Annotated in this window: 26 protein-coding genes; 14 read left to right on the forward strand and 12 right to left on the reverse strand. The window is 68.2% G+C overall.

The window, feature by feature from the left end; genetic code table 11:
• Positions 1–134 precede the first annotated feature (134 nt).
• The gene (gene murA, locus IPG50_31140; protein ID MBK6696611.1) at positions 135–1418 is read left to right on the forward strand and encodes a UDP-N-acetylglucosamine 1-carboxyvinyltransferase; all 1284 of its coding nucleotides are present in this window, start codon (positions 135–137) and stop codon (positions 1416–1418) included.
• 45 nt (positions 1419–1463) lie between these two features.
• Here the strand turns inward: murA and IPG50_31145 are convergent, their stop codons facing one another.
• From IPG50_31145 to IPG50_31155, 3 genes are read right to left on the reverse strand one after another with little or no spacing between them, the layout of a single operon-like run.
• Positions 1464–2147, reverse strand: a complete 684-nt coding sequence (locus IPG50_31145) for a DUF2239 family protein (GenBank protein ID MBK6696612.1) — start codon at positions 2145–2147, stop codon at positions 1464–1466.
• Positions 2148–2197: 50 nt separating this feature from the next.
• On the reverse strand, positions 2198–2830 hold the full coding sequence (locus IPG50_31150; protein ID MBK6696613.1) for a helix-hairpin-helix domain-containing protein: 633 nt from the start codon (positions 2828–2830) through the stop codon (positions 2198–2200).
• Positions 2831–2833: 3 nt separating this feature from the next.
• A complete protein-coding gene (locus tag IPG50_31155; GenBank protein ID MBK6696614.1) occupies positions 2834–3100 on the reverse strand; it encodes a hypothetical protein in 267 nt (88 codons plus the stop codon).
• A gap of 193 nt (positions 3101–3293) precedes the next feature.
• On the opposite strand from IPG50_31155, the gene IPG50_31160 reads away from it, so the two are divergent.
• From IPG50_31160 to IPG50_31175, 4 genes are all read left to right on the forward strand, one after another.
• Positions 3294–4721, forward strand: coding sequence for a hypothetical protein (locus IPG50_31160; protein MBK6696615.1), 1428 nt, complete (start codon positions 3294–3296; stop codon positions 4719–4721).
• 253 nt (positions 4722–4974) lie between these two features.
• Positions 4975–5712: a flippase-like domain-containing protein gene (locus IPG50_31165; GenBank protein ID MBK6696616.1), complete on the forward strand. Its 738-nt coding sequence runs from the start codon at positions 4975–4977 to the stop codon at positions 5710–5712.
• A 274-nt stretch (positions 5713–5986) separates the two neighbouring features.
• Positions 5987–6727, forward strand: a complete 741-nt coding sequence (locus IPG50_31170; protein ID MBK6696617.1) for a hypothetical protein — start codon at positions 5987–5989, stop codon at positions 6725–6727.
• A 236-nt stretch (positions 6728–6963) separates the two neighbouring features.
• Positions 6964–7101, forward strand: a complete 138-nt coding sequence (locus IPG50_31175; protein MBK6696618.1) for a hypothetical protein — start codon at positions 6964–6966, stop codon at positions 7099–7101.
• Between the two features lie 11 nt (positions 7102–7112).
• Here the strand turns inward: IPG50_31175 and IPG50_31180 are convergent, their stop codons facing one another.
• Together IPG50_31180 and IPG50_31185 are read right to left on the reverse strand one after the other, a co-directional pair.
• The gene (locus IPG50_31180; protein MBK6696619.1) at positions 7113–7307 is read right to left on the reverse strand and encodes a hypothetical protein; all 195 of its coding nucleotides are present in this window, start codon (positions 7305–7307) and stop codon (positions 7113–7115) included.
• Positions 7308–7363: 56 nt separating this feature from the next.
• Entirely contained in the window at positions 7364–7636 is a 273-nt protein-coding gene (locus IPG50_31185; protein MBK6696620.1) for a hypothetical protein, read from the reverse strand.
• A 98-nt stretch (positions 7637–7734) separates the two neighbouring features.
• Between IPG50_31185 and IPG50_31190 the strand changes: the two genes are divergently transcribed.
• Positions 7735–7890 (forward strand): hypothetical protein, encoded by a 156-nt coding sequence (locus tag IPG50_31190; GenBank protein ID MBK6696621.1) that lies wholly within the window; start codon positions 7735–7737, stop codon positions 7888–7890.
• 90 nt (positions 7891–7980) lie between these two features.
• Here the strand turns inward: IPG50_31190 and IPG50_31195 are convergent, their stop codons facing one another.
• Together IPG50_31195 and IPG50_31200 are read right to left on the reverse strand one after the other, a co-directional pair.
• The gene (locus tag IPG50_31195) at positions 7981–9012 is read right to left on the reverse strand and encodes a hypothetical protein (protein ID MBK6696622.1); all 1032 of its coding nucleotides are present in this window, start codon (positions 9010–9012) and stop codon (positions 7981–7983) included.
• Positions 8915–9700 carry a hypothetical protein gene (locus tag IPG50_31200; protein MBK6696623.1) on the reverse strand — a complete coding sequence of 262 codons (786 nt, stop codon included), beginning with the start codon at positions 9698–9700 and terminating at the stop codon, positions 8915–8917. The genes IPG50_31195 and IPG50_31200 overlap by 98 nt, the downstream gene beginning before the upstream one ends.
• Before the next feature lie 191 nt (positions 9701–9891).
• On the opposite strand from IPG50_31200, the gene IPG50_31205 reads away from it, so the two are divergent.
• A complete protein-coding gene (locus IPG50_31205; protein ID MBK6696624.1) occupies positions 9892–10539 on the forward strand; it encodes a hypothetical protein in 648 nt (215 codons plus the stop codon).
• A gap of 34 nt (positions 10540–10573) precedes the next feature.
• Here IPG50_31205 and IPG50_31210 read toward each other — a convergent pair whose 3' ends face one another.
• Positions 10574–11254: a DsbA family oxidoreductase gene (locus tag IPG50_31210; GenBank protein ID MBK6696625.1), complete on the reverse strand. Its 681-nt coding sequence runs from the start codon at positions 11252–11254 to the stop codon at positions 10574–10576.
• A 32-nt stretch (positions 11255–11286) separates the two neighbouring features.
• Positions 11287–12711: a hypothetical protein gene (locus IPG50_31215; GenBank protein MBK6696626.1), complete on the reverse strand. Its 1425-nt coding sequence runs from the start codon at positions 12709–12711 to the stop codon at positions 11287–11289.
• Positions 12712–12827: 116 nt separating this feature from the next.
• Between IPG50_31215 and IPG50_31220 the strand changes: the two genes are divergently transcribed.
• A complete protein-coding gene (locus tag IPG50_31220) occupies positions 12828–13982 on the forward strand; it encodes a DUF362 domain-containing protein (protein MBK6696627.1) in 1155 nt (384 codons plus the stop codon).
• Between the two features lie 29 nt (positions 13983–14011).
• The gene (locus IPG50_31225; protein ID MBK6696628.1) at positions 14012–14926 is read left to right on the forward strand and encodes a GGDEF domain-containing protein; all 915 of its coding nucleotides are present in this window, start codon (positions 14012–14014) and stop codon (positions 14924–14926) included.
• 12 nt (positions 14927–14938) lie between these two features.
• Here the strand turns inward: IPG50_31225 and IPG50_31230 are convergent, their stop codons facing one another.
• Positions 14939–16093, reverse strand: a complete 1155-nt coding sequence (locus IPG50_31230) for a serine/threonine protein kinase (protein MBK6696629.1) — start codon at positions 16091–16093, stop codon at positions 14939–14941.
• A gap of 96 nt (positions 16094–16189) precedes the next feature.
• Between IPG50_31230 and IPG50_31235 the strand changes: the two genes are divergently transcribed.
• From IPG50_31235 to IPG50_31255, 5 genes are all read left to right on the forward strand, one after another.
• Positions 16190–16825 carry a hypothetical protein gene (locus IPG50_31235; protein MBK6696630.1) on the forward strand — a complete coding sequence of 212 codons (636 nt, stop codon included), beginning with the start codon at positions 16190–16192 and terminating at the stop codon, positions 16823–16825.
• Positions 16826–16869: 44 nt separating this feature from the next.
• Positions 16870–17865: an ATP-binding cassette domain-containing protein gene (locus tag IPG50_31240; GenBank protein MBK6696631.1), complete on the forward strand. Its 996-nt coding sequence runs from the start codon at positions 16870–16872 to the stop codon at positions 17863–17865.
• Positions 17866–17960: 95 nt separating this feature from the next.
• A complete protein-coding gene (locus IPG50_31245; protein ID MBK6696632.1) occupies positions 17961–18662 on the forward strand; it encodes an ABC-2 family transporter protein in 702 nt (233 codons plus the stop codon).
• The gene (locus IPG50_31250; protein MBK6696633.1) at positions 18659–19474 is read left to right on the forward strand and encodes an ABC-2 family transporter protein; all 816 of its coding nucleotides are present in this window, start codon (positions 18659–18661) and stop codon (positions 19472–19474) included. The genes IPG50_31245 and IPG50_31250 overlap by 4 nt, the downstream gene beginning before the upstream one ends.
• A 159-nt stretch (positions 19475–19633) precedes the next feature.
• Positions 19634–20065 (forward strand): hypothetical protein, encoded by a 432-nt coding sequence (locus IPG50_31255; protein MBK6696634.1) that lies wholly within the window; start codon positions 19634–19636, stop codon positions 20063–20065.
• A 58-nt stretch (positions 20066–20123) separates the two neighbouring features.
• Here IPG50_31255 and IPG50_31260 read toward each other — a convergent pair whose 3' ends face one another.
• Positions 20124–20504 (reverse strand): PIN domain-containing protein, encoded by a 381-nt coding sequence (locus IPG50_31260; protein MBK6696635.1) that lies wholly within the window; start codon positions 20502–20504, stop codon positions 20124–20126.
• Positions 20501–20791: a hypothetical protein gene (locus IPG50_31265; GenBank protein ID MBK6696636.1), complete on the reverse strand. Its 291-nt coding sequence runs from the start codon at positions 20789–20791 to the stop codon at positions 20501–20503. The genes IPG50_31260 and IPG50_31265 overlap by 4 nt, the downstream gene beginning before the upstream one ends.
• Positions 20792–20796: the final 5 nt, after the last annotated feature.

Here is a 20796-nt window from a genome sequence, read left to right on the forward strand (position 1 = left end):
CCCGCGGGAAGCGAGGCGCCCGGAAAAGCGTTTTGTTTGTCGCCGCGAGCAGAAATCCGGCATGGTCGGGGACCCGGGGGCGGCTCGCTCGGCGAATTTGCCGGTCAAAACGCCCCTTACGCGAAAGGTCGAACATGGACGCCATCCGGATTCGTGGAGGAGGGCCCCTTCGAGGGACGGTGCGCATCAGCGGCGCGAAAAACGCGGCGCTCCCGATTCTGTGCTCGACCCTGCTTTCCGACGGCGAGAGCCGCCTCCGGAACGTGCCAGCCCTCCGCGACATTGAGACCACGGCCGCGCTCTTGCGGTTCCTCGGACGCAACGTCGTCGTGCGGGCGCCGGAGGTGGTCGTGGGCGCCGGCAGCGATGTCAGGCCGGAAGCGCCCTACGAGCTCGTCAAGCAGATGCGCGCGAGCGTCCTGGTCTTGGGCCCCCTGCTCGCCCGCTTCGGTCGCGCCAAGGTGAGCCTCCCGGGCGGCTGCGCCATCGGGGCTCGCCCCATCGACCAGCACCTGAAGGGCCTCGAGGCCATGGGCGCCAACATCCGCCTCGAGCGCGGGTATGTCATCGCCGAGGGTCCGAACGGCGGCGGGCGGCTGCGCGGCGCCGAGATCATCTTCGACATCCCGACGGTGACGGGCACCGAGAACATCATGATGGCGGCGGCCCTCGCGAAGGGTCGCTCGACGCTCGTGAACTGCGCGCGTGAACCCGAGGTCGAAGAGCTAGGCCGCGTGCTCAACAAGATGGGCGCCGAAGTGACCGGCGCCGGCACCGACACCATTCACATCGTCGGCTGCGAACGCGGCGCCCTCGAGCCCTTCGACCACGCGATCATTCCCGATCGCATCGAGGCCGGGACGTACATGATCGCCGCCGCCATGATGCCGGGCGGCGACGTCCTCGTCGAAGGCGCCGAGATGGCCGACCTCGAGCCGTTGGTGCTCAAGATGCGCGCCGCCGGCGTGGAGATCAGCGCCGAAGGCCGCGCCATCCGCGTCGTGCGCAAGGGCGCGCTCCGCCCCGTCAACGTCACGACGGCGCCGCACCCCGGCTTCCCGACGGACATGCAGGCGCAGTTTCTGGTGCTCATGAGCCGCGCCGAAGGCGAGAGCGTCATCACCGAGACGATCTTCGAGAACCGCTTCATGCACGTGCCCGAGCTGGCGCGTATGGGCGCCAACGTCACGCTTCGCGGCAACACGGCCGTCGTGCAAGGCGTGCCGAAGCTCTACGGCGCGAGCGTCATGGCGACCGACCTCCGCGCGAGCGCGTCGCTGATCATCGCGGGCCTCGTCTCCGAAGGCGAAACGGAAGTGCGCCGCGTCTATCACCTGGACCGTGGCTACGAGCACATCGAAGCGAAGCTCGGCGGCCTCGGTGCTGAGATTCGCCGCGTCGCGGGCGCCGAGGCCTGAGCCGCGAACGCTCGCGCCGCGACTCGCCGTTCCAACGCGGCAACGCTACGAGCGGCGGCGAGTCTTCTTCGTCGCCGCGCCAGCCTTCTTGGATGGCTTCTTCGATGACCTCTTGGACGACGGTTTGGCCACGGCCGCCGTCGGCCGCGCGCTCGTGGTGGTCGCCTTGCGCGCCGCAGGCTCTATCCCCGCGAGTCGGAGGACATGCTCCCGCACGTCGGCGGGCCAACGCGCCGTGAGGCGAGCGAGCGCTCGGTCGTCTTTGGCGTAGAGAGCGCGCGAGGCCTCCTCGAAGCCCGGCAAGTCGCCGGCGAGGGACCACATGAAGCGGCCCGCCGCTTCGCGAGCGCGCCGCTCCTGCTCCGCCCCTGACGCGTCACGGCGAGCCTCTTGGACGAGGCGCCGCAGCGCGCCCGAGATCCCCTGCGGCTGGGCCTCGAGCCACTCCCAGTGGGCTGGCAAGAGCGACACCTCGCGGGAGACGACCCCGAGCTTGGGGCGGCCCGGGCCGACCTGCGCGCGAGCGGGTGCGACCCTTTCGATGACCTCGCCGACGGTGCCGGAAAAGTCGAAGTCAACCTGCCGGCCGGTCTCGTTCTCGAAGATGAGGATGGGCCCCTCCTCCCCTTCGTCGATGCGCGCCTTGGTCTTGGTGAGCACCGAGACCAAGTCGCCGGAGGCGATGCGAACCTTGCTGGCGAAGGAAGCGTAGCTGCGAGGCGTGTCCATACCGCGTTATTATTACCCGGGTAATTTAAGTCAATAGCTCCTGGGTATAATTAGCGGGGCGGGGCCGCCGCCCCGACCGTGACAAGCGGTCGAAGGCGACGAACGGCGGCGCGGCCAAGGCCGCGAATGCGCATCAGGTCTTCGACGCGGCGAAAGCCCCCGAGCCGCTGCCGCAGCTCGACGATGGCTCGTGCGCGCCGCGGGCCGATGCCCGGCAAGCGACGGAGCGCCGCTTCATCGGCAAGGTTGAGATCGACGAGCGGGGCCCCTGCGTCTTCGCCAAGGGAGGCTGGTACCGAGGCACTCGCGGTCGCGGCGAAGGCGCCCGCATCGGCCGGAGCGACAGCTGCGGCGATGGGAGCGGTCCCCGTCGGAGCGATGGTCGGCGGTGGCGCGCTTAATTCGGCGCGAGTCAACGTCGCCGCGGCAGCGTCAGTCGCCGGCATGAGCGCTGCGGCGGGTCCCGGTTGCGCGCCGAGGACACGCCCCATGACACCAAGTACGACGAGCGCGACGACGAGCCCCACGACGCGCGCGAGCGCGGCCTTGGGACCGATGAACGAAGCGAGGGCGCCGGCGATGCGCGCCGCCACGGTTGGCGACGCAGTCGTGAGAGCCAGCGGCTCGCGGGCTGGGAGGCCCCCGCGCGATGCGGAGGCCTCCCCTTGATCGTGTGCCCGCATGGCTCAGAACGGCAGCTCCTGAGGGGCCACAGCCGCGCGGCCGCCGAATTGCGCCGGCCCCGCCACGTCGTCGCGCGGATCGGGATCGCGCAGTTGAAGGGTGCCCGAGACGGGGACCGCCTCGAGCTTGACGGTGATGGAACCATCTCGATTGACGAAGCCGCGACCGATGCGCGTCCAGTAGGAGCGGCCTCCGCGCTCCGTGATCGAGTAGGCCACCTTGGGGAGTGCCTTGTTGTCCTGAGCCTTCGAATCCATCTGCGTGTCCATGATCGTGTCTCCTTCTGCAGCGGCGTCTTGCCGTGCTGGGAGAACCCTTCGCGAGGATTGTGCCGAGCCGCGCCGCGTGGAGTTCCAAGCGCTTGCGCGACGGCGCCCCTGTCCATGGCCGACTTGGGGTGTCCGTGGACAGGGGGCGTGCTCTTGAACGCCTTCGGCCTCGAGTTCAGCGTAGCCTCGGCCCATGCCGAAGACGCGATTCGTCCTCTCCGCGGTGCTGGTCCTTGGTGCGCTGGTGGGCGTTCACTGCGCCGGGGACGACGAGGCGCCCGTCGACGCTGGCGTACCCGACGTCACGCTCCCTGGCGCCGACGCCGGCCGCGATGCGAACGTCGCTGACACGACGGTCCCTGATGCTGGTCGCGATGCGGCAGAAGACGCGACCGTCGCCGACGCGGGGGCCGACGCTCCGGTAGAGGCTGCGGCGGACGCTGCCTCTGACGCGCCCGTCGACGCCCCCGCCGACGCTGCCCTCGACGCGGCGGCGGTGTTCGCCCCGCTCACGGGCGTGAGCAACTGGGAGGCGTTCGATCTGCGAACGCTTGCCACGACACCGTCGGGCCTCGAGGGCGCGCTCTTCGATGGCCGCTACGTCTACTACGTCCCGTACGGCAGCGGCTCAACCACTCCCAGCGGTCTCACGGTTCGCTACGACACGCAGGGCGCGTTCACGAGCGCGAGCTCCTGGGAGGAGTTCGATCTCTTCGCGCAGCTCGGCGCACGCGGGTACACCGGCGCCATCTACGACGGGCGCTACGTGATGTACCTGCCGACCAACAACAACGGCACCATGACGCGCGTCGTGCGCTACGACACGCAGGCCTCGTTCACGGCGCCCGCTTCGTGGGAGAGCTACGACCTCACGAACGGCGCGGGGCAATTCGTGGGCGCCGCGTTCGACGGTCGCTACATCTATGCGGCGCCGTACAACACGAACGTCGTCGCTCGCTTCGACACCACGATGGCCTTGTCCGCCGGGTGGACCTACTACGATCTCTCCTACGTTCGCGCTCCGCTCGGCTTCAGCGCACCGTCGTTCGACGGCCAGTACGTCTACTTCACGCCGCTCCAACCGGGCGCGAAGCTCGTGCGCTACGACACCAAGGCGGCGTTCCTCGCCGCCGCCAGCTGGGTGAGCGTCGACCTCGCCGCCCAGGACGTGCACGCGACGGGCTTCCAGAGCAGCTCCTTCGACGGCCGCCGCATCACGTTCGTCCCTTCCAACGATCCCACCGGCACGACCCTTCGCTACGACACCACGCAGCCGCTCGACGGCGGGCCCTACGAGCGCTTCGCCATTTCGTCGCTGCTCGACGGCGGGGCCGTTTCGTATTGCGGCTCCCAGTTCGACGGCAAGTACTTGTACTTCGCACCGCTGACTTCGCCCTTTGCGCGCCTCGACACCACCATGGCCATGGATGCGGCCGGCGCGTGGTCGCTGTTCGACGCCGTCGACGCCGGCCTGCTCGGCGACGCGGGCGTTGCCAAATTTTGCGGCGGTGCGTTCGACGGCGAGTACGTCTACTTCTCACCGTTCGGGCAGCCGATCGCGCTGCGCTTTCACGCCAAGACCCCGCGCTCATTGCCCCCGCGCCTAGGCTCGTTCCTCTGACTGCCTAGCTCGATGCCGGCACCCCCTGGAACGGTGAAGGGTGCTTCGCCGCGCGCCTGGTTTCGCGTCCTTCTCGGCGTGGGCGGGCTCGCCTTGCTCGGCGCGATCGTGAGGCACATCGGCGTCGAGTTGCTCATCCAGACGTTGTGGCCCGCGCTGCCATGGGTCGTGGCGCTCGCAGCCATCGAGCTCGTTCGCATCGCCTGCGCGACGAAGGCGAGCGTCTCTCGCCTTCGGACCGCTCGCGCAGCGCATTCCGCGCGGGCCGCTGTTTCGTGCGCACCTGCTCGGGCAGTCGCTCAGCGCCTTCGCGCCGGCGCCAACGGTGTGGAGCGAGACCATCAAGGCCACGCTCGTTGCGCCGTTCGTGGGCGCAGGACCGGCGGCCGCCGTTGGCTTCGTCAACCAGGCCGCCACCTTGATGTCGAACGGTCTGTTCACGCTTCCATGCGCGCTCGCGATCCTCGCGTTGCAGGGCGCGTCGCCCTGGTTCTGGGCGTGCGTCATCCATACCGTCGTGCTCTTTGCATCAGGCCTCGCCGTCCAAGCGGGGGCGCGCGCGCCTGGACTGGGCGGCTGGCTCATAAAGAGGTTCCCGCGCTTCGAGGAGCGCGCGAAGGCCTTCAGCGAGCACTCGCGTGGCATCGGCGTGGGGGCCCGCGGCCCGACGGCCATGTTGTTCGTGAGCCGATGCCTTCAGATGGCTCAATACGGGATCGCGGCGCACGCCGTCGGCATCCACGTTGGCGCGCTTCACGTCGTCGCCTCGGAGGGCGTGCACCTCGTCGCGATGGCCGTGGGCGTGCTGGTCCCAGGCGGGCTCGGCACGACGGAAGGCGCGTTCTCGCTCGCGGCAGACCTCCTCAACACCACCGCTGCGCGTGCGACGGCGACCGCGTTGCTCATGCGCTGCACGCAGCTCGTATGGGTGCTGATCGGCTCGAGCGTCGCGCTCTTCACGCGCGAACCGGCGACGGCCGCGACGAGCTGATCCCGAGTAGAACGCGAAGCGCGCCACGCAGTCCTCGACAGCCGACCTCGACGCCGCGCCGCCGCCCCATGCGGCAACACGCGACCTGCGCTCGCGGCGAGCATCCCCCACAATTCCGCGGCAATTTCGCTGGCGCTACCTTTGCTTCGCCGCCCCCATGGGCCCTTCTCGCTCGAGCTCTCGCACGTCGCGTCGACCGCGCTCCCCTTCTCTGCCGCCGTCTCTGCCGAGGCGGCCATCGGCCCCGCCTCCAGCCACCGAGGCCGGCGGCTGCGTGGTCGCCCCCGGCGGCGGCGGCGCGCACGGTTGTTCGAGCTGCACGGGCAGCGAAGCGCGGCCCCACGCAGAGCTGCAGCGGCTCATCCTCCGAGGTGACGTTGGGCGCTACGACGACGTGCGGCGACAGCTCTTGGACGTCTACGGCCGCTACATGCCGCAAGGCGCTCGGCACCACCCGATCCGCGTCTACGACCGCGCCTCCTGGGTGAGGCTACTCGTCATGTTGGGGACAAACCCCGACGCAGACATTCTCGGTCTCTTCTTTCCGATTCCCCAACAAGAGTGCTTCTACGGCATCCAGCCGAGCGTGCTCGTCCCCGAGGGCGCAACGCCGCACGTCGTCTTTCACGAGCTGGTCCACGCGTACACGCACGAGCGCTTCTGGGGAATGACCCAGGGCGACGCATCGCAAGACATCATGCCCGCCTTCGCTCGCACGTTCGCGTTCCGCGAGAGCTGGACCGAGGCGCTGACGCGCAAGGCCGGCCACGCGGCGAGCCAAGCGCTCGCCTACGACGACGACGTACGCCGCATCCGTCACATGGGCGGAAGCCCCGGCGACGCCGCCGAGCGGGCCGTCTTTCAAGGCGACGTGACGGCGCTCCTCGCCCACGTATCGAACAACCTCGACACCTCCGAGAACGCGCTCGGCGGCGCGCGCAACCTTTGGGAAGCGTGGAACGGAGGGCGCGAGGGGCCCTCGTTCGAGCGCGACCCGGGCATCCCGCGCGAGTGAGCGTGTCGGTCGCCACGCGCGAGTGAGGTCGTCTCAACGCTTGCGAGGCTTGAAGGGCACCACGTTCGACGCGCTCTTCTTGCTGGTCTTGCTCGTCGCCGTGTTTCCCTTCGGCTTGCCTCCTTTTGGCGCGGGCGGCGAAGAAGTCCGTCAGCGCGTTGGCCTTCTCGAAGAACGCCCGCTGGGCCGCCACCATCGCTTCCATTTGCGATTCAAGGCGCGCCTCGAGCGTCGCCATGAACTCCGGTCCCATGGCCTTCGAGAGCGGCGCGACGTGCTCGTGGTATGTCGCGAGCGTGGCCGTGCGGTCCGCCCCGCCGCTCACGACCTTCGTCGGGTACGTGAACGACGCGAGCTGTCGTCGATTCCCATGAGGAAGGCTACACTAGCGCGGAACCGACAAGACAGCCGACCCTGCGGCCCAATAGACCGCGCCGGCGGTCACGACGATCTGGGTGAGCGCGCTCTGCCCCAAGGCGATGGGCTCGAGGGCCCCCGTGCCGTCGATCGCCGTGCGGTAGACGGCCTCGTCGTCGCTCGAGGCGATCCAAACAAATGACCGCTCCGCGAAGACGCTCACGGCGCCGGGGACGGAGAGCAGGACCGTTGGTGCTCCGCCCGCGGCAGTCAGGCCCTTCAGGCGGTGGCGGCCCTGGGACGTGGGCCCCTCCGCAAGGTGACCCGCTCCACGTAGCTGCGGGTCAGCACCACTGGTGCGGCGGTAGAGCGCCGTGGGCCCGGCAACGTCGGCGGAGGCGTTGCGTAGAAGAGTTCAGCGCCCACGACGCCGACGGACGTGATGGGCGAGTCGTTTTGCGAATGCACGAGCGTTGCGGCGCCACCGGCGAGCGGCTGACGCCAAATCTCGCCATTGGACGGCAGGTAAAGGCTCGTCGCGTCTGCGCTCACCTGTCCGAGCGCCCCGATATCGGAGACCTTCGTCAGACACCGCCATCGAGCGGCTGCCGAAGAACTCGCCCTCCCTCGGCGATGTAGGCTCGGCGCCGATGACGGCGAAGCCCGCAACTCCGCTGCTCACGCGCCCCCCGACGGGCTTCGCGAGGCATCGTCCGCCGACGCACGACTCGGTGCCCTGGCAGGCCGCGTCAGCGGTGCACGCGCTGCTGCTCCCGTCAGCGATGCCCGCGTCGCCCGTCACCTGACCGAGCGCGTCGACAAGAGACGACGCGTCGCTCCCCGCGGTGCTTGCGTCTCCCGCGGTCGACGCCGAGGCGTCGCCGCTCCGACCGGGGTCACCCCCGCTCAGTCCGTCGGTGGCCGTGAGAAACGCGCAGGCCCCGACCGAGACGACCGAGACGCCGCAGGCGAGCATCATCACGACCGCCTGGAAGACCCTCGCCGCGCGCCTCATGGCCCCCGTCATTGATCTGGCCCGATGCCAGCGCCGATCTCGTAGTGAGCCTTGATTCGCGCCGCCGGTAGACATGGTCGTAGACCGCGATTTCGTCGATCTCGGTTCGCGCGAAACCCGACGTCGCGTCACGAAGGCCAATGTAAAACGACCCAGCGATGCCCCCACCCAGGTTGCTGTCGGCATCGACGCCGAGAAGCAGTCCGTTCTTGTACATCAGCAACTGCGCGCCAGTGAACACCGCGACGACGTGCTGAAAGCCTGTCACCGGCGTCGCAAAGACCAAATCCGTCGTGCGCGAAAGGGCGCCGGCGCGGCGCGCAAAGACCGCGTTGACCCCCGTGCCGGGCGTCGAGAGAAAGACGCTGAAGACGTCCGTCGGGGCGCCGCCGTCGGGCAGCGCGTCGCCCTTGCGAACCAAGTACCGCGGGTCGCCGACCAGGATGTCGTCGGGGATGCGAACCCGCTCGATCAAGGTCTCAGCCCCGTGAAGTTGAAGCGGGCCGAGGGCCGTTTTCTCAGGCACGGCCGTCGGTGTCCCCGCGTGGCGCCAGGGCCCGAACTGCGGCGTACCGATGAGCGTCGGCTGCAAACGGCCCGTCAGGTCGGTGACCGACGTCGCGCCGGGTGACTCTCCGAACGGAAGGTACAACGCCGGCTGATCGGAGAGCACGGCGGCCGCGTAGCGGCGTGGCGACGGCACCCGAACGTCCGGGATTGGCGCCGCATCCGGCGCGTCGTTCGGAGCTGCATCGGCGCGCGGCGCCTCGCCGTCGGCCCCCAGCGCGCTGCCGTCATCGAGCGAGCTGCCTGCGTCACGCAGCGGCGCCAGCCCCTCGTCGCCGCCGGCGAGCCCGCTCGCGTCGACCAGAACGAAGCGGCTGAGCCACCAGGCGAACGCGCGCGTGAGCACGCATCAGTGTGACAGGCGGTAGCACGGGCGTCAGGACCTGGGCGATCGCAAAGCCGCGCAAGTCGCGCCCGTCCATCGTCGCGCAGTGCTCGGCGAAAAAGTGCCCCGTCAGCGTGCCGCCTTGAGGAAACGACATCGACGCCTCGATGGCAAAGGCGGAAGGGGCGCCCGCCGCGAGCTCGACGGCCACGACGCGGAACGACACGTCGGTCGCCTTCGCGAGCGGCGTCGCCGGGAGGAGCGTTCCCGCAAAATCGAAGAACGCGGCGCGGACGCCGTCCTTGCTGGCAAGCGTGGCGCCTTCTTTGGGCACGGGCAGATCTTCCACCACGAGCGTGCGATCGGGCGACGGAGACTTCGACGTCGGGCAAGCCGCGTCGCCGCCATCGTGCGCCTCGAGGTGGAGCAGCGGAGACGCGCCGTCGCGGCGCACGAACCCAAACTGCGCACGCGTCAGCGACTCGGATTTCCCACCGAACGAGACCGTGAGTGCGGTCGTTCGGCACGCGCCCTCGCAGGCGCCGCTGGCGTCGGTTGCACCGCTGACTGCCGCATCAGAGACCGAAGCCGACCCGCCATCGCTGAGCGTGCCCACGCCGACGCTGCCAGTGCCGGTGGGCTCCGACGACGAGCATCCCGCGAGAAGGCGGAGCAAGATCGTCGCGCAGAAGAGCAGCGAAAGCTTCATGGGCGCTTGAGATAGCGGAAGCGTGGTCTCCCGCAAATGCCTCACCGGAGGCGCTTGCGCTTCGGGCTCTCGGAGGCGCGCGGGATCCAGCAAGAAAGTCCCGCTTTCCCCAGTCGACCGGCGCCCGTGTGGAACTTTTGCGGCAATCGCGTTGGCACGACGTTCGCTCGAGCGACGCGAGGAGAACGGTCATGAAGAAAGCCCTTTGGTTCCTCGTAGCGGCGATGGCGACGGTGGCGTGTGGCAACACGGGCGAGAGCGACGAGCCGAGCACGGGAACGACGGAGGGCGCGATCGTTCAGCGATGCGGCCGTGGCGGGCGCGCGGTCGTTCGTGAGCCCTCGCTCTCGAGCCTTCTTGACGAGGTCGAGACGCTGAAGCTGGCGACGGCGGCGCGCGATCCCGGGGCGCTGCCCACGGGGGCGCGAAACCAGAAGTACGTCTCGTCGCTCGAGCTTCACCAGGACGGCAAGTTCAAGGCGAAGCTCAACAACGGCACGCGGCTCAAGGGCACCTACCAAATCATGGCGCCTCGCTGCATGTCGAACTACGAAATCATCTCGCTCGATCCGGCGGGCGAAGAAGCCGAAGGCATCACGTTCAAGGTGTTCCGCGGCAAGGGCGCCGACTTCGAGCTGCCGACGCGCACCTACGGCTTCATCGGCGAGGGCTTCACGCCCTTCAACATGAAGGTCGACGGCTGGGAAGAACCGGCGGCGGAAGAGCAGTCATGCAACTGCGACGACCTCCCCAGGCCGCGCTGCATGGGCGCTTACGTCTGCGAAGACAACGCCTGCGTCTGGCGCTCCCCCGTAGGCGGCGCACGCTGCGGCGGATGAACTCTGGCGCGACCGACCCGATCGCGGCCAGCTTTCAGCCTCCCGCGAGCGCTTGGTCCATGGCCTGACAGAGGATCTCCGGCGGCTGAGCGCCGGAGACGCCGAGTCGATCGTTGAACACGAAGAAGGGCACGCCGCGGATGCCGCGGGACGCTTGCTCGGCGGCGGCCACCTGAATCTTCGCGAGCTCGCCCTCGTCGGTGAGGAGCGCGCGCACGGTCGCGTCGTCTTGCCCGTGGTCCTTCGCGAGGCTCACCAAGACATCGACGTCGCTGATGTCTTTGCCTTCGAGAAAATAGGCAGCGAAGAGAGCCTTCGCGAGCTTCGCCCTTTTTGATGCATCTTGCACATGCTCGAGGAGCACGTGAGCGCGCCGCGTGTTGGGCGTGCGCCGCACCTTCTTGAAGTCGAGCTCGATGCCGGCCGCGCGCGCCACCGACTCGACGCGCGCGAACATGGCCTCCGGGTCGGCGCCGTACTTGGTACGCAAACGCTCCCTCAAGTCCGCGCCTTCCGGCGGCGTCGTGGGGTCGAGGAGAAACGGCTGGAACACGACCTCCGCGGCGACGTCGGGACGTAGCGCGAGCGCCTTCTCGAGGTTCATCGTGCCGATGAAGCACCACGGGCAGATGACGTCGCTGACGACTTCGATGCGGAGCGCCTTGGCCATAGAGAGGATGATGGGGTCAACGGGGGAGCAAGGAAAGGCTGACAAGGGCGCTGCGGCGGACAGCGTGAACCGACGCGTCAGCGAAACAGAGCCTTCTGGGTCGCGCGGGCCATCGCACCGAGGTCTTTGACCTTGCCGAGGCGCGTTCGACCGCCCAAGAGCTCACGCACGAGCGTCGCCGACGACACCACGAGCGACGAGGCGCTCGCCTGGGCCACATCGCACAGCGCAGCCGTGCGCGGATCCGACACGACGTAGCTGCGGAAGAGCGCGTAAATCAAGTCCGGCGGGAGCAGGCCTTGAGGGCGACCGAGGCGAGCGACGAGCGTCCCGTCGAGCGCCGCCGCCTCCTGCGTCTCGTATTGATCGACGATGAAATCGAGCGGCTCACCGGCGAGCAGCTGCGTGAGCCAGGCCGAGCGGCGAAGACGCTTTTGAGCCTCCGTCTCTTTCGCGTCGAAGGGCGCCTCACGCCAGCGCACGTCGCCGAGCTGCGTGTGACGAAGGTGGCCGGCGAAGAGACGCGCGAGGTGTGCCCGTGCGCGGGATGACAACATGCCCTCCCCGTTGGCCTCCGCCGCGGCGCTCCACGCGAGAAAGAAGAAGGCGTTGTCGCTCTCGACGAGGAGGTCCCCCTCCTCGCGCCCCACGGAGTAGAGCGCGCACTCGTAGTCGTCGTGGACCGAGAGCGAAAAGACGTTGCCGCCGCCGTCGAGGGCGATGGGCACGAGGCCCGAGAAGAGCGCGCCCGCCGGCAGCGCCCCGACACTGCGCTGCGCTTGGAGCAAGAGGAGCTCCGCCGTGGCACCGGCGCCTTGGCCCGAGAGGGCGCTGACGGTGTCGACGTTGAAGTGGTCCAAGTACTTGGGGAGGCGGGCGCGCTCCAAGAGGGAGAGCGCCACCTTGAACGACCCCCGCGGCTTGACCCCCCAGAGGGCCGCGACCGACTTCGTGAGGCCCGCCTGCTTCGGCGCCTTGGCCCGCGCCGCCGCCGTGGGTGCGACCTTCAGGCGATGCTTGAGGTACGCGGGGAGCGTCTTCGTCGCGAACACTTCCGGCTCTTGCACCAAGAAGGGCGCGTCGCAGTGGAGCGCCGAGAGCGGCGTCCCCTGTTCGTTGCATTCGACAGCGCCCTTGAGGAAGAACTTCTTGGGCGCGCCCTTCGTCGCGTGATCGACCACCATGCGGACGACGGGCTTTGCGGCGGGGAAGATCTCGTCGCTCTTCTTCAGGGGCGCGAACATCTCCTCTTCGCCTTCAGGCTCCCCGCCCGCGTAGGTCGCGCGGCGGAAGAGGCTGCCATCGGGGTGAAACTCCACGCACGGCCCCTGGGTCGCGTCGTCCTTCACCATCGCCACGTACGCGAGCGCGCCGTTCTTCTTCCACCCGCACCAGAGGCCCTGCGCTCCACCCTTCGCGTCGAGGGTCCCGTATTGCCAGAGGGGCGCGACCCAGCGCGCGCCTTCGGGGACATTGGCAGGGCGCTTCGGCGTCTTCTGCATCGCGCCACGATAGAGCCCACGGTGGAGAGGGGGGCCGAATTTCGAAAGCGAGACGCGCCCTTTGCAGCGACTCGCCACGAGGACCGAGCCGGTCTAAGATCAGCCCTTCTGCCGGGTTGGGCCCTTTTCGCCCGGCCGCCCTGGAGCACAAAAGCCATGGCCCGAATCGTCGACGCCGGATCGGAAATCTTGAGCGCGGTGCGAGAAGCCCACAGCCTAAGCCGCAGGGATCTCTTGCAGGCCGTGCCGGCCGTCGCCACCTTCGGCGCGACGCTCCTCGGCGCCGGCGCCGCCGCTGCGGCTCCCGCGAAGGACGAGAAGCAACTGAACCTCGCCGCGTCGCCGCCCGCGGGCTTCGTGCCCTTCGCGGCGCCGGGCCGGGTGGTCAAGGTCGAGAAGCCCGGCTCGCTGCAGGCGAACCAGCTCTACCCCAAGCCAGAAGACGCGAAGGCGATGCTCACGAAGGCGCTGATGGAGTTCACCGGGGAGCCGGATCTCGTCAAGGCCGTGGGCCGCTTCGTGCACAAAGACGACAAGGTCTGCGTCAAGCTCAACGGCATCGCCAAAGAGAACATGGGCACCAACAAGGAGCTCGTGATTCCCTTTTTGGAGGCGCTCATCGCCGCTGGCGTGCCGGCGCAGAACATCACCGTCTTGGAGCAATACCGAAACTTCCTCCAGGGCACGCGCGTCAGCGATCGCAACGTCCCCGCCGGCGTGAAGACAGCGGTGCACCTCAACGAAGACGCCACCATGCCGGAGCGCATGATCCAAGGCACCGGCGTCCGCACGAGTTCGTTCGCGTCCTCACCGAAGCGACAGCCGTCATCAACTTCTCGCTGGTCAAGGATCACTCGATCTGCGGCTACACCGGCGCCATGAAGAACATGACGCACGGCTGCACCGTGAACCCGCACGACTTCCACGTGCACCACGCGAGCCCGCAGATCGCGCTCCTCTACGCGCAGGACGTCATCAAGAGCCGCGTCCGCCTGCACATCACCGACGCCTTCAAGGTCATGGCGCACGGCGGCCCCTTGTGGAAGCAGCCGCAATACGTGTCGAGCTACGAGTCGATCTTCGTGGCCACCGATCCGGTGGCGATGGACACGCTCGGCTGGGAGATCGTCGAAGCGCGGCGCGCCGAGAAGAAGCTCCGCTCGCTCACGAAGGAAGGCCGCGAGCCCGCCTACCTGAAGGCGGCGGCGGATCTGGGCCTCGGCGTCTACGAGCGGGCGCAGATCAAGCTCCAAGAGTTCAAGCTCAGCTAGACCCCCTAGTAGAGCCCCGAGTGCGCCCCGTGACCGAGGACGAAGAGACCCCGACGATCACGCCGATCGCGGCGCACGAGCCTCGGCCCATCCGCAAGGGCGACGCGTGCCTCGTCGTGATCTACGGCACCGATCTGGGGCGCCGCGTGCCGCTCGCGCAGTCATCGTTTGAGATCGGTCGGGCGTCGCGCTCCGATCTTCCCATCGATCAAGAGAGCGTGAGCCGGCATCACGCGCGCATCACCAAGTCCGCGGAGGGGACGTTCCGCATCCTCGATTTGGGGTCGACCAACGGCACGTACGTGAACGACGTGGCCGTCTCGGAGGCAAAGCTCAAAGACGCCGATCAGATCAAGATCGGCCGCTCGATCCTGAAGTTCATGACCGGCGACAACGTCGAGACCGCATACCACGAAGAGATCTACCGGCTCATGACCGTCGACGGTCTGACGCAGCTCTTCAACAAGCGCTTCTTTAACGAGGCCCTCGAGCGGGAGTTCAACCGGGCGCGCCGTTACGAGCGGCCGCTGTCGCTCGTGGTCTTCGACATCGACCACTTCAAGCTCAAAAACGACCAGTTCGGTCACGTCGCCGGCGACGCGGTGCTCCGGCAGTTGGCGATGCTGATTCAGCCGAAGCTGCGGCGCGACGACATCTTCGCGCGCATCGGCGGCGAGGAGTTCGCGGTGCTCCTCCCCGAGCTCCCGCTCGATGCGGCCTACGCCACCGGCGTTCGGCTCAAGGTCCTCGTGGAGACGGGCCGCTTCTCCTTCGACGAGGTCGACATCGGCTGCACGATCAGCGTGGGCGTGGCCTGCTTGGACGACAAGACCGAGTCACCGACGGATCTCTTCCGCGCCGCCGACTCGGCGCTCTATCGCGCCAAAGAAGAGGGGCGCAACGCCGTCCGCGCCTACGGCGCCGTCTCACCTCCGACGACTTGAATCGCGACCTGGCTAGCGGTTCGCCAAGAGCGCGTACAGGCGCTCGATGACGACGCCGACGAGCACGCTGATGAGGATCACCCAGTGGAGCGCCAAACGCCTGGCCGCAGGCACGGCGGCCCCGGCGGCGGCGACCGCGGCTGGCTTTGGGACGAGGACCTCGGCCGGTGAGCCGTCCGCACCGGCGCGCGTCGACACGGGAGCGACGAGGGTCAACGAAGTGATGGAGACCGGCGTGACGGGCGTGACAGGCGCCAGGCTCGGACTGCGCATGGCCCCCGGCGGCGGCAGCGACGACTGCGCCCCGTGGACTTTCTGCCAAGAGACGAGCTCTTTGACCATGTCTTCGGCCGTGTCGAAGCGATCCGCCGCCTTCTTCTGCAGGGCGCGCTCGACGATGGCGGCGAGGCCCGCGTCGATCTCGGGCCTAATTTCGCGGAGCGGCACCGGCGCCTCGAGCAGCACGGAGCCGTAGAGCTCGGCGCGAGACTTCTTGTCGAAGGGCTTCCGCCCCGTGAGCGCGTGGTACATGCACGCGCCAACCGAATACACGTCGGCGCGGCCGTCGACCTTGTCGCCGCGAGCTTGTTCGGGCGCCATGTACGAGAGGGTGCCGAGGATCGCTCCCGCCATCGTGAGGCCCTCGACGTTCTCACGCGTGAGCTTCGCGACGCCGAAATCGAGCACCTTCACGAAGTCGCGCATGGCCGTCGTGTCGATGAGGATGATGTTGTCGGGCTTCACGTCGCGATGAATGATTCGCTCGGCGTGGGCGGCGCCAAGCGCCGAGAGCACCTGCGCGCCCACGAAGGCGACGCGAGGCAGTTCCATCACGCCCGCCGCCTGGATGGCTTGCCGGAGCGAGACGCCCGTGAGCAGCTCCATCACGAGAAACGGCGGGCCATCGTCGACACTCTGCAAGTCGCTGACGCTGACGATGTTGGGGTGCCCTAGGGCGGCGGCGGCGAGGGCTTCGCGCCGAAAGCGCTCGAGCAGCGTCGGCTCGAGCGACAGGTGCGAATGCAGGACCTTGAGGGCGACGCGGCGTCCGAGGTCCGACTGGATCGCCTCGTAGACGGCGCCCATGCCGCCGGTGCCGATGCGGCGCACGAGCTGATAGCGATTTCCGAGGACTTCGCCGCTTCGATCCGCGCCACCGCCTGACATGACTGGATCGCAGCATACTCGCGTCCGAGCCCGAGTTGGCGTCTCGTTCGAGGGGCCGTCTCTTGCCGCCGGCGCCAGGATTTCGTACGGCACCGCATGCCCAGGACGAAGACCGATGCGGCGCTCGAGGCCGCGGAGCTTGAGTACCAAGACGATCCGGAGCGCGCGGAGCTGGTGCGACGCACGCGGCGCTTCAAGTCGAGCTGGATCGAGCTCGCGGAGGCGCTGATGCAGGCCCAACGAGACCATTCGTGGAAGCGTTGGGGCTACGACTCCTTCGACGACTACACCAAGGGCGAGCTGCACCTTCGGCCCGAGACGGTCCAGAAGCTCGTCGGCTCGTTCGTGTTCCTGAAGAAGCGGGCGCCCGAGGTCCTCTCGCGCGACGGGCTCCAAGCCCACATCCCGAGCTACCAGGCCGTGGACTTCTTGCGGCGCGCCGAGTCGGAGGACCGCGCGCCCGCCGAGGCCATGGGCGAGCTTCGGAAGAAGGTGCTCGAAGACGGCGCCACGCTGCCGACGGTCACGAAGAAGTTCGGAGATGTGGTCTTCCCCATCGACGCGACGGAGCGCAAATCACGCGACGCGGCGGGCCTAAGAAACGTGGCCACCCGCCTCCGCGAGCTCTTGGCCGACACGCGCGCCGTGCCCCGCCGCCTCGCCGACGAGGTGACCGAATCGCTCTCTCGCCTGCTCGAGGAGCTCGGGGCCGAAGAAGAGCGCGCCGCATGAGCGGAGCCGGGCCCGGCGCTCGGCATCCGTGGTAGACGCTTCTGGTGATCGAGGTCGAGCACCTCCGCAAGGTGTACCGCGTGCCCGTGCGCGGTGCTGGTCTTGTCCAGGCGGCCGTGTCGCTCTTTCGGCGCCGCTTCGACAACGTCGTCGCCGTCGACGACGTCTCGTTTCGCGTCGAGGCCGGTGAGTGCGTGGGCTTCTTGGGCCCGAACGGCGCCGGCAAGACCACGACGCTCAAGATCCTCTCGGGTCTCTTGCACCCCACGGCGGGGAGCGTCCGCGTGGCTGGACACGTGCCTGGCGACCGCGATCACGCCTACCTGCGGCGGATCATGCTCGTCCTGGGGCAAAAGCAGCAGCTCATCTGGGATCTGCCGCCGGCCGACACCTTCGAGCTGAACCGCGTCGTCTACGACATCGACGACGCGAGCTACAAGAAGACCCTCGCGGAGCTCACCGAGCTCTTGGGCCTCGCCGAACTTCTCACGAAGCCAACGCGGCAGCTCTCCTTGGGCGAGCGCATGAAATGCGAGCTCACGGCGGCCCTCTTGCACCGGCCCAACGTGCTCTTCCTCGACGAGCCGACCATCGGCCTCGACGTCTCGATGCAGGCCACGCTGCGCGACTTCATTCGCGACTATTGCAAGCGGCACGGCGCGACGTTGCTCTTAACCAGCCACTACATGGACGACGTGGCGGCGCTCTGCTCGCGCGTCGTCGTCATCGACAAGGGGCGCCTCGCGTACCAAGGTACGCTCGAAGCCCTCGCCCACCGCGTCAAGCCGCTCAAGCGCATGGTGCTGCGGCTCTCCCGCGTGGCCTCACCCGAGGTCGCCGCCACGCTCGGGACCGTCGTCAGTCACGGTGACGCCGAGCTCGTCATCGACGTACCTCGCGACGTCGTTAGCGAGGCGGTGGCGCGCGCGTTGGCGCAGCTCTCGGTGACCGATCTCATCGTCCTCGATCCGCCGCTCGAGGACGTGATGCGCGAGCTCTTCGCCTCGAACGCGGCGCCCAAAGCGGAGCCGCCGCCGTGAGCCGCGCCGCTGTCGTCGGGGCGATCCTCCGCGTGGGCTTCAAGGAGGCGATCGCCTACCGAGCTGAGCTCTTCGTGTGGATCTTGTCGACGACGATGCCGCTCGTCATGCTCGCGCTCTTCTCCGCCGTGGCGCGCGACGCTCCGCTCGGACCCTACGGCGAACACGAGTTCTTGGCGTATTTTTTGGCGACGTTCATCGTGCGTCAGGTCACGGGGTCCTGGGCCGCCTGGCAGATCAACGTCGACGTGCGGCAAGGAACGCTCGCGACGAAGCTCCTCCGCCCGGTGCATCCACTCCTCACCTACGGCCTCGAGACGCTCGCGTCGATCCCGGTGCGCTTTGCCCTCGCCGTGCCCGTCGCGCTGGTGGCGCTCCTCGTCTTGGCGCGCGATCGGCTCACCACGAATCCCTGGCTCTGGCTCTGCCTCCCCGTTTCCCTCCTCGGCGCGTGGCTCATCACGCTCCTCATCAACTTCGCCGTCGGTTGCCTCGCCTTCTTCGTCGATTCGAGCGCGCGGGTGATGGACATCTACCTGGCCGCGTATTTCGTCTTCAGCGGCTACTTGATCCCCGTGGATCTGTTTCCCGCGCGCTTCAAGGGCGCGCTCGACCTCCTGCCGTTCCGCTACCAAATCGGCCTCCCCGTCGACATTCTGACGGCCCGCTACGATCTTTCGCCGAGCGCGGTCCTGGGTCCGCTCGCGCTCCAGTGGCTCTGGGTCGCGATTGTCGGTGGGCTTGCCACGGTGAGTTGGCGGCGCGGCATCAAGCACTTTGGGGCCTTCGGCGGATGAAGACGCTGTCGGTGTGGTCGTCGCTGCTGTCGTATGCGCGCCTCCTCGCGTTGCAGCTGAAGACGAGCGCCTTGCTCGCGCTGCAATACCGCGTGGACTTTGCGCTCGACGCGCTCGTGGAGGTGGTCTGGGCCGTGAGCGCGCTGGTGCCGCTGCTCGTCATCTTCGAGACGCGGAACACCATCGCGGGCTGGGCCTTCGCCGAGGCGCTCTTGGTGGTCGGTTGGTTCACGATGCTTCAAGGCGTTATCGAGGGCGCCATCAACCCGAGCCTGTTGTCGATCGTGGAGCACGTTCGCAATGGCACCCTCGACTTCTTGTTGATCAAGCCGAAAGACGCCCAGTTTTTGCTGTCGACGTCGCGCTTTTCGCCGTGGAAGTGCGCCAACGTGATCACGGCCTTCGTGATCTTCGGCGTGGCGCTGCGCCGCATCGAGCGAACGCCGACGGCCGTCGACATCGCCTTCGCGACGATGCTCTTCGTGGCCGCCGTGGCGATTCTGTATTCGATCACGCTCTTGTCCGTGAGCGCGTCGTTCTTCGTCGTGCGCATCGATAACCTCACGTACCTGTTCTCGTCGCTCTTCGACGTGGCCCGGTGGCCGAGCAGCGTCTTCCGTGGCGCGCTTCGCTTCGTCTTCACGTTCATCATTCCCTTTGGCTTGATGACGACGTACCCGGCGGAGGCGCTCCTCGGCCGCTTGCCGGTGATGCGCCTCGCGGTGGCGCTCACCATCGCGCTCGCGTTTGTGATTGGCTCACGCGTCGTGCTCCGCCGCTCGATCCGGCACTACACGTCGGCGAGCAGCTAGTGCTCCGGCGGGCACCCGTCCTTGCGCCTCGCCTCGATGCCTGAGAAAATTGCGCTCCCGCGAGACCATTGGGGACTTGTCCGGTGCGGGTTCCGTTCTTGCGTGTCGGCTGGGCATCGGCGACCCTCGCTCACCGACCATCCCTTGTCAGGAGCTCCCATGAACCATCGTCTCTTTGCGCGCCTCGCCGCGCCTTTGCTCGTCGCCCTCACCTGTTACGCCGGATGTTCATCCGACGAGGAGACGGCAAAGAAGCCCCTGTCGACGGCCGACAGCGGCGCTTCGGGGGACGCGGGCGCGACCACCCAAGACTCGGGGGGCACGACCCCAACGGACTCGGGCACCACGGTGACCGACTCGGCGACGGTGGACACCGGCAGCGGCGGCGGCAAGGCCGCGCAGTGCCAAGCCTATTGCGCGTGCATGAACACGACGTGCAACGCCAAGATGCCCGCCAACTGCCAGACGGCCTGCGAAGCGCAGACGAACTGGGACCTCTCGTGCCGGACCACGCACTGCGGCCTCGCGGGCGGGGCTGGCCAAGCGGGCACGCACTGCCCGCACGCGGCCGGCGAGAACACCTGCCTGTAGCGGAGGCGGGGGGCCCTCCGCCAGCACACGGGAGGGAAGGCCCGAGCGAGCCGAGCGTTCAAATCTCAATGAAGCGAAGCCGGGCACGTGCGGCGCTGGCTAGCTTCGAGAGGTCCCGGATGTCCCCGGTCACCACGTCGGCGTGCCGATCGATGGCCAGCTCGACGACGGCCGCGTCGACGACGTCGTTCGTCTTCGACGAGGCGAGGAGCCGGCCCGCGGCATGAGCGGTGGCTTCGTCGAATGCGACGACCTCGCAACCGGCGAGCAAGCGCCGCAGCTGCACCTGCTTCGCCGAACGACTCACCTGGGCGACCACTGGCGCGGGAACGGCGACGGAGAGACCAAGCTCAAGCCGCACACGATGCTCCGCCCACATTCGGCGGTCGTTGCGCTCTGCTGCAACAAGAGCGCCCGCGTCGTAGACAACGCTCCTCAAGGACGCCGCCTCGCGCGCCCGCTGGTCCGCCCCTTCCGATGCTCCTTCGCACCCGACGCGACCCGCCTGCGCGCCGCTGCGAGCTCCTCCTCGGAGAACGCACCGTGCTCAGCTTCCCACTCCGCAACGGCGACGAGGCCCTCGCGAAGACGAATCGCCTGGCGCGCCGCCGCGGTCAGCCAAGCAGACACACTGACCTGGTCCTCGGCCGCGGCCCGGATGACCTTCGCGTGAACGTCACGATCGACGGTGATGGCCAGCTTGGAAGCGGGAGCGCCACGAGGCATGGCTA

This window comes from Myxococcales bacterium (genome assembly GCA_016703425.1).
Taxonomy (GTDB): domain Bacteria; phylum Myxococcota_A; class Polyangia; order Polyangiales; family Polyangiaceae; genus JADJCA01.

Coding starts and splice junctions, on each gene's coding strand:
- murA (MBK6696611.1), top strand. CDS start 135: ATGGACGCCATCCGGATTCGTGGAGGAGGGCCCCTTCGAGGGACGGTG.
- IPG50_31145 (MBK6696612.1), bottom strand. CDS start 2,147: ATGGACACGCCTCGCAGCTACGCTTCCTTCGCCAGCAAGGTTCGCATC.
- IPG50_31150 (MBK6696613.1), bottom strand. CDS start 2,830: ATGCGGGCACACGATCAAGGGGAGGCCTCCGCATCGCGCGGGGGCCTC.
- IPG50_31155 (MBK6696614.1), bottom strand. CDS start 3,100: ATGGACACGCAGATGGATTCGAAGGCTCAGGACAACAAGGCACTCCCC.
- IPG50_31160 (MBK6696615.1), top strand. CDS start 3,294: ATGCCGAAGACGCGATTCGTCCTCTCCGCGGTGCTGGTCCTTGGTGCG.
- IPG50_31175 (MBK6696618.1), top strand. CDS start 6,964: ATGAACTCCGGTCCCATGGCCTTCGAGAGCGGCGCGACGTGCTCGTGG.
- IPG50_31190 (MBK6696621.1), top strand. CDS start 7,735: ATGACGGCGAAGCCCGCAACTCCGCTGCTCACGCGCCCCCCGACGGGC.
- IPG50_31200 (MBK6696623.1), bottom strand. CDS start 9,700: ATGAAGCTTTCGCTGCTCTTCTGCGCGACGATCTTGCTCCGCCTTCTC.
- IPG50_31205 (MBK6696624.1), top strand. CDS start 9,892: ATGAAGAAAGCCCTTTGGTTCCTCGTAGCGGCGATGGCGACGGTGGCG.
- IPG50_31215 (MBK6696626.1), bottom strand. CDS start 12,711: ATGCAGAAGACGCCGAAGCGCCCTGCCAATGTCCCCGAAGGCGCGCGC.
- IPG50_31230 (MBK6696629.1), bottom strand. CDS start 16,093: ATGTCAGGCGGTGGCGCGGATCGAAGCGGCGAAGTCCTCGGAAATCGC.
- IPG50_31235 (MBK6696630.1), top strand. CDS start 16,190: ATGCCCAGGACGAAGACCGATGCGGCGCTCGAGGCCGCGGAGCTTGAG.
- IPG50_31245 (MBK6696632.1), top strand. CDS start 17,961: ATGCCGCTCGTCATGCTCGCGCTCTTCTCCGCCGTGGCGCGCGACGCT.
- IPG50_31250 (MBK6696633.1), top strand. CDS start 18,659: ATGAAGACGCTGTCGGTGTGGTCGTCGCTGCTGTCGTATGCGCGCCTC.
- IPG50_31255 (MBK6696634.1), top strand. CDS start 19,634: ATGAACCATCGTCTCTTTGCGCGCCTCGCCGCGCCTTTGCTCGTCGCC.
- IPG50_31265 (MBK6696636.1), bottom strand. CDS start 20,791: ATGCCTCGTGGCGCTCCCGCTTCCAAGCTGGCCATCACCGTCGATCGT.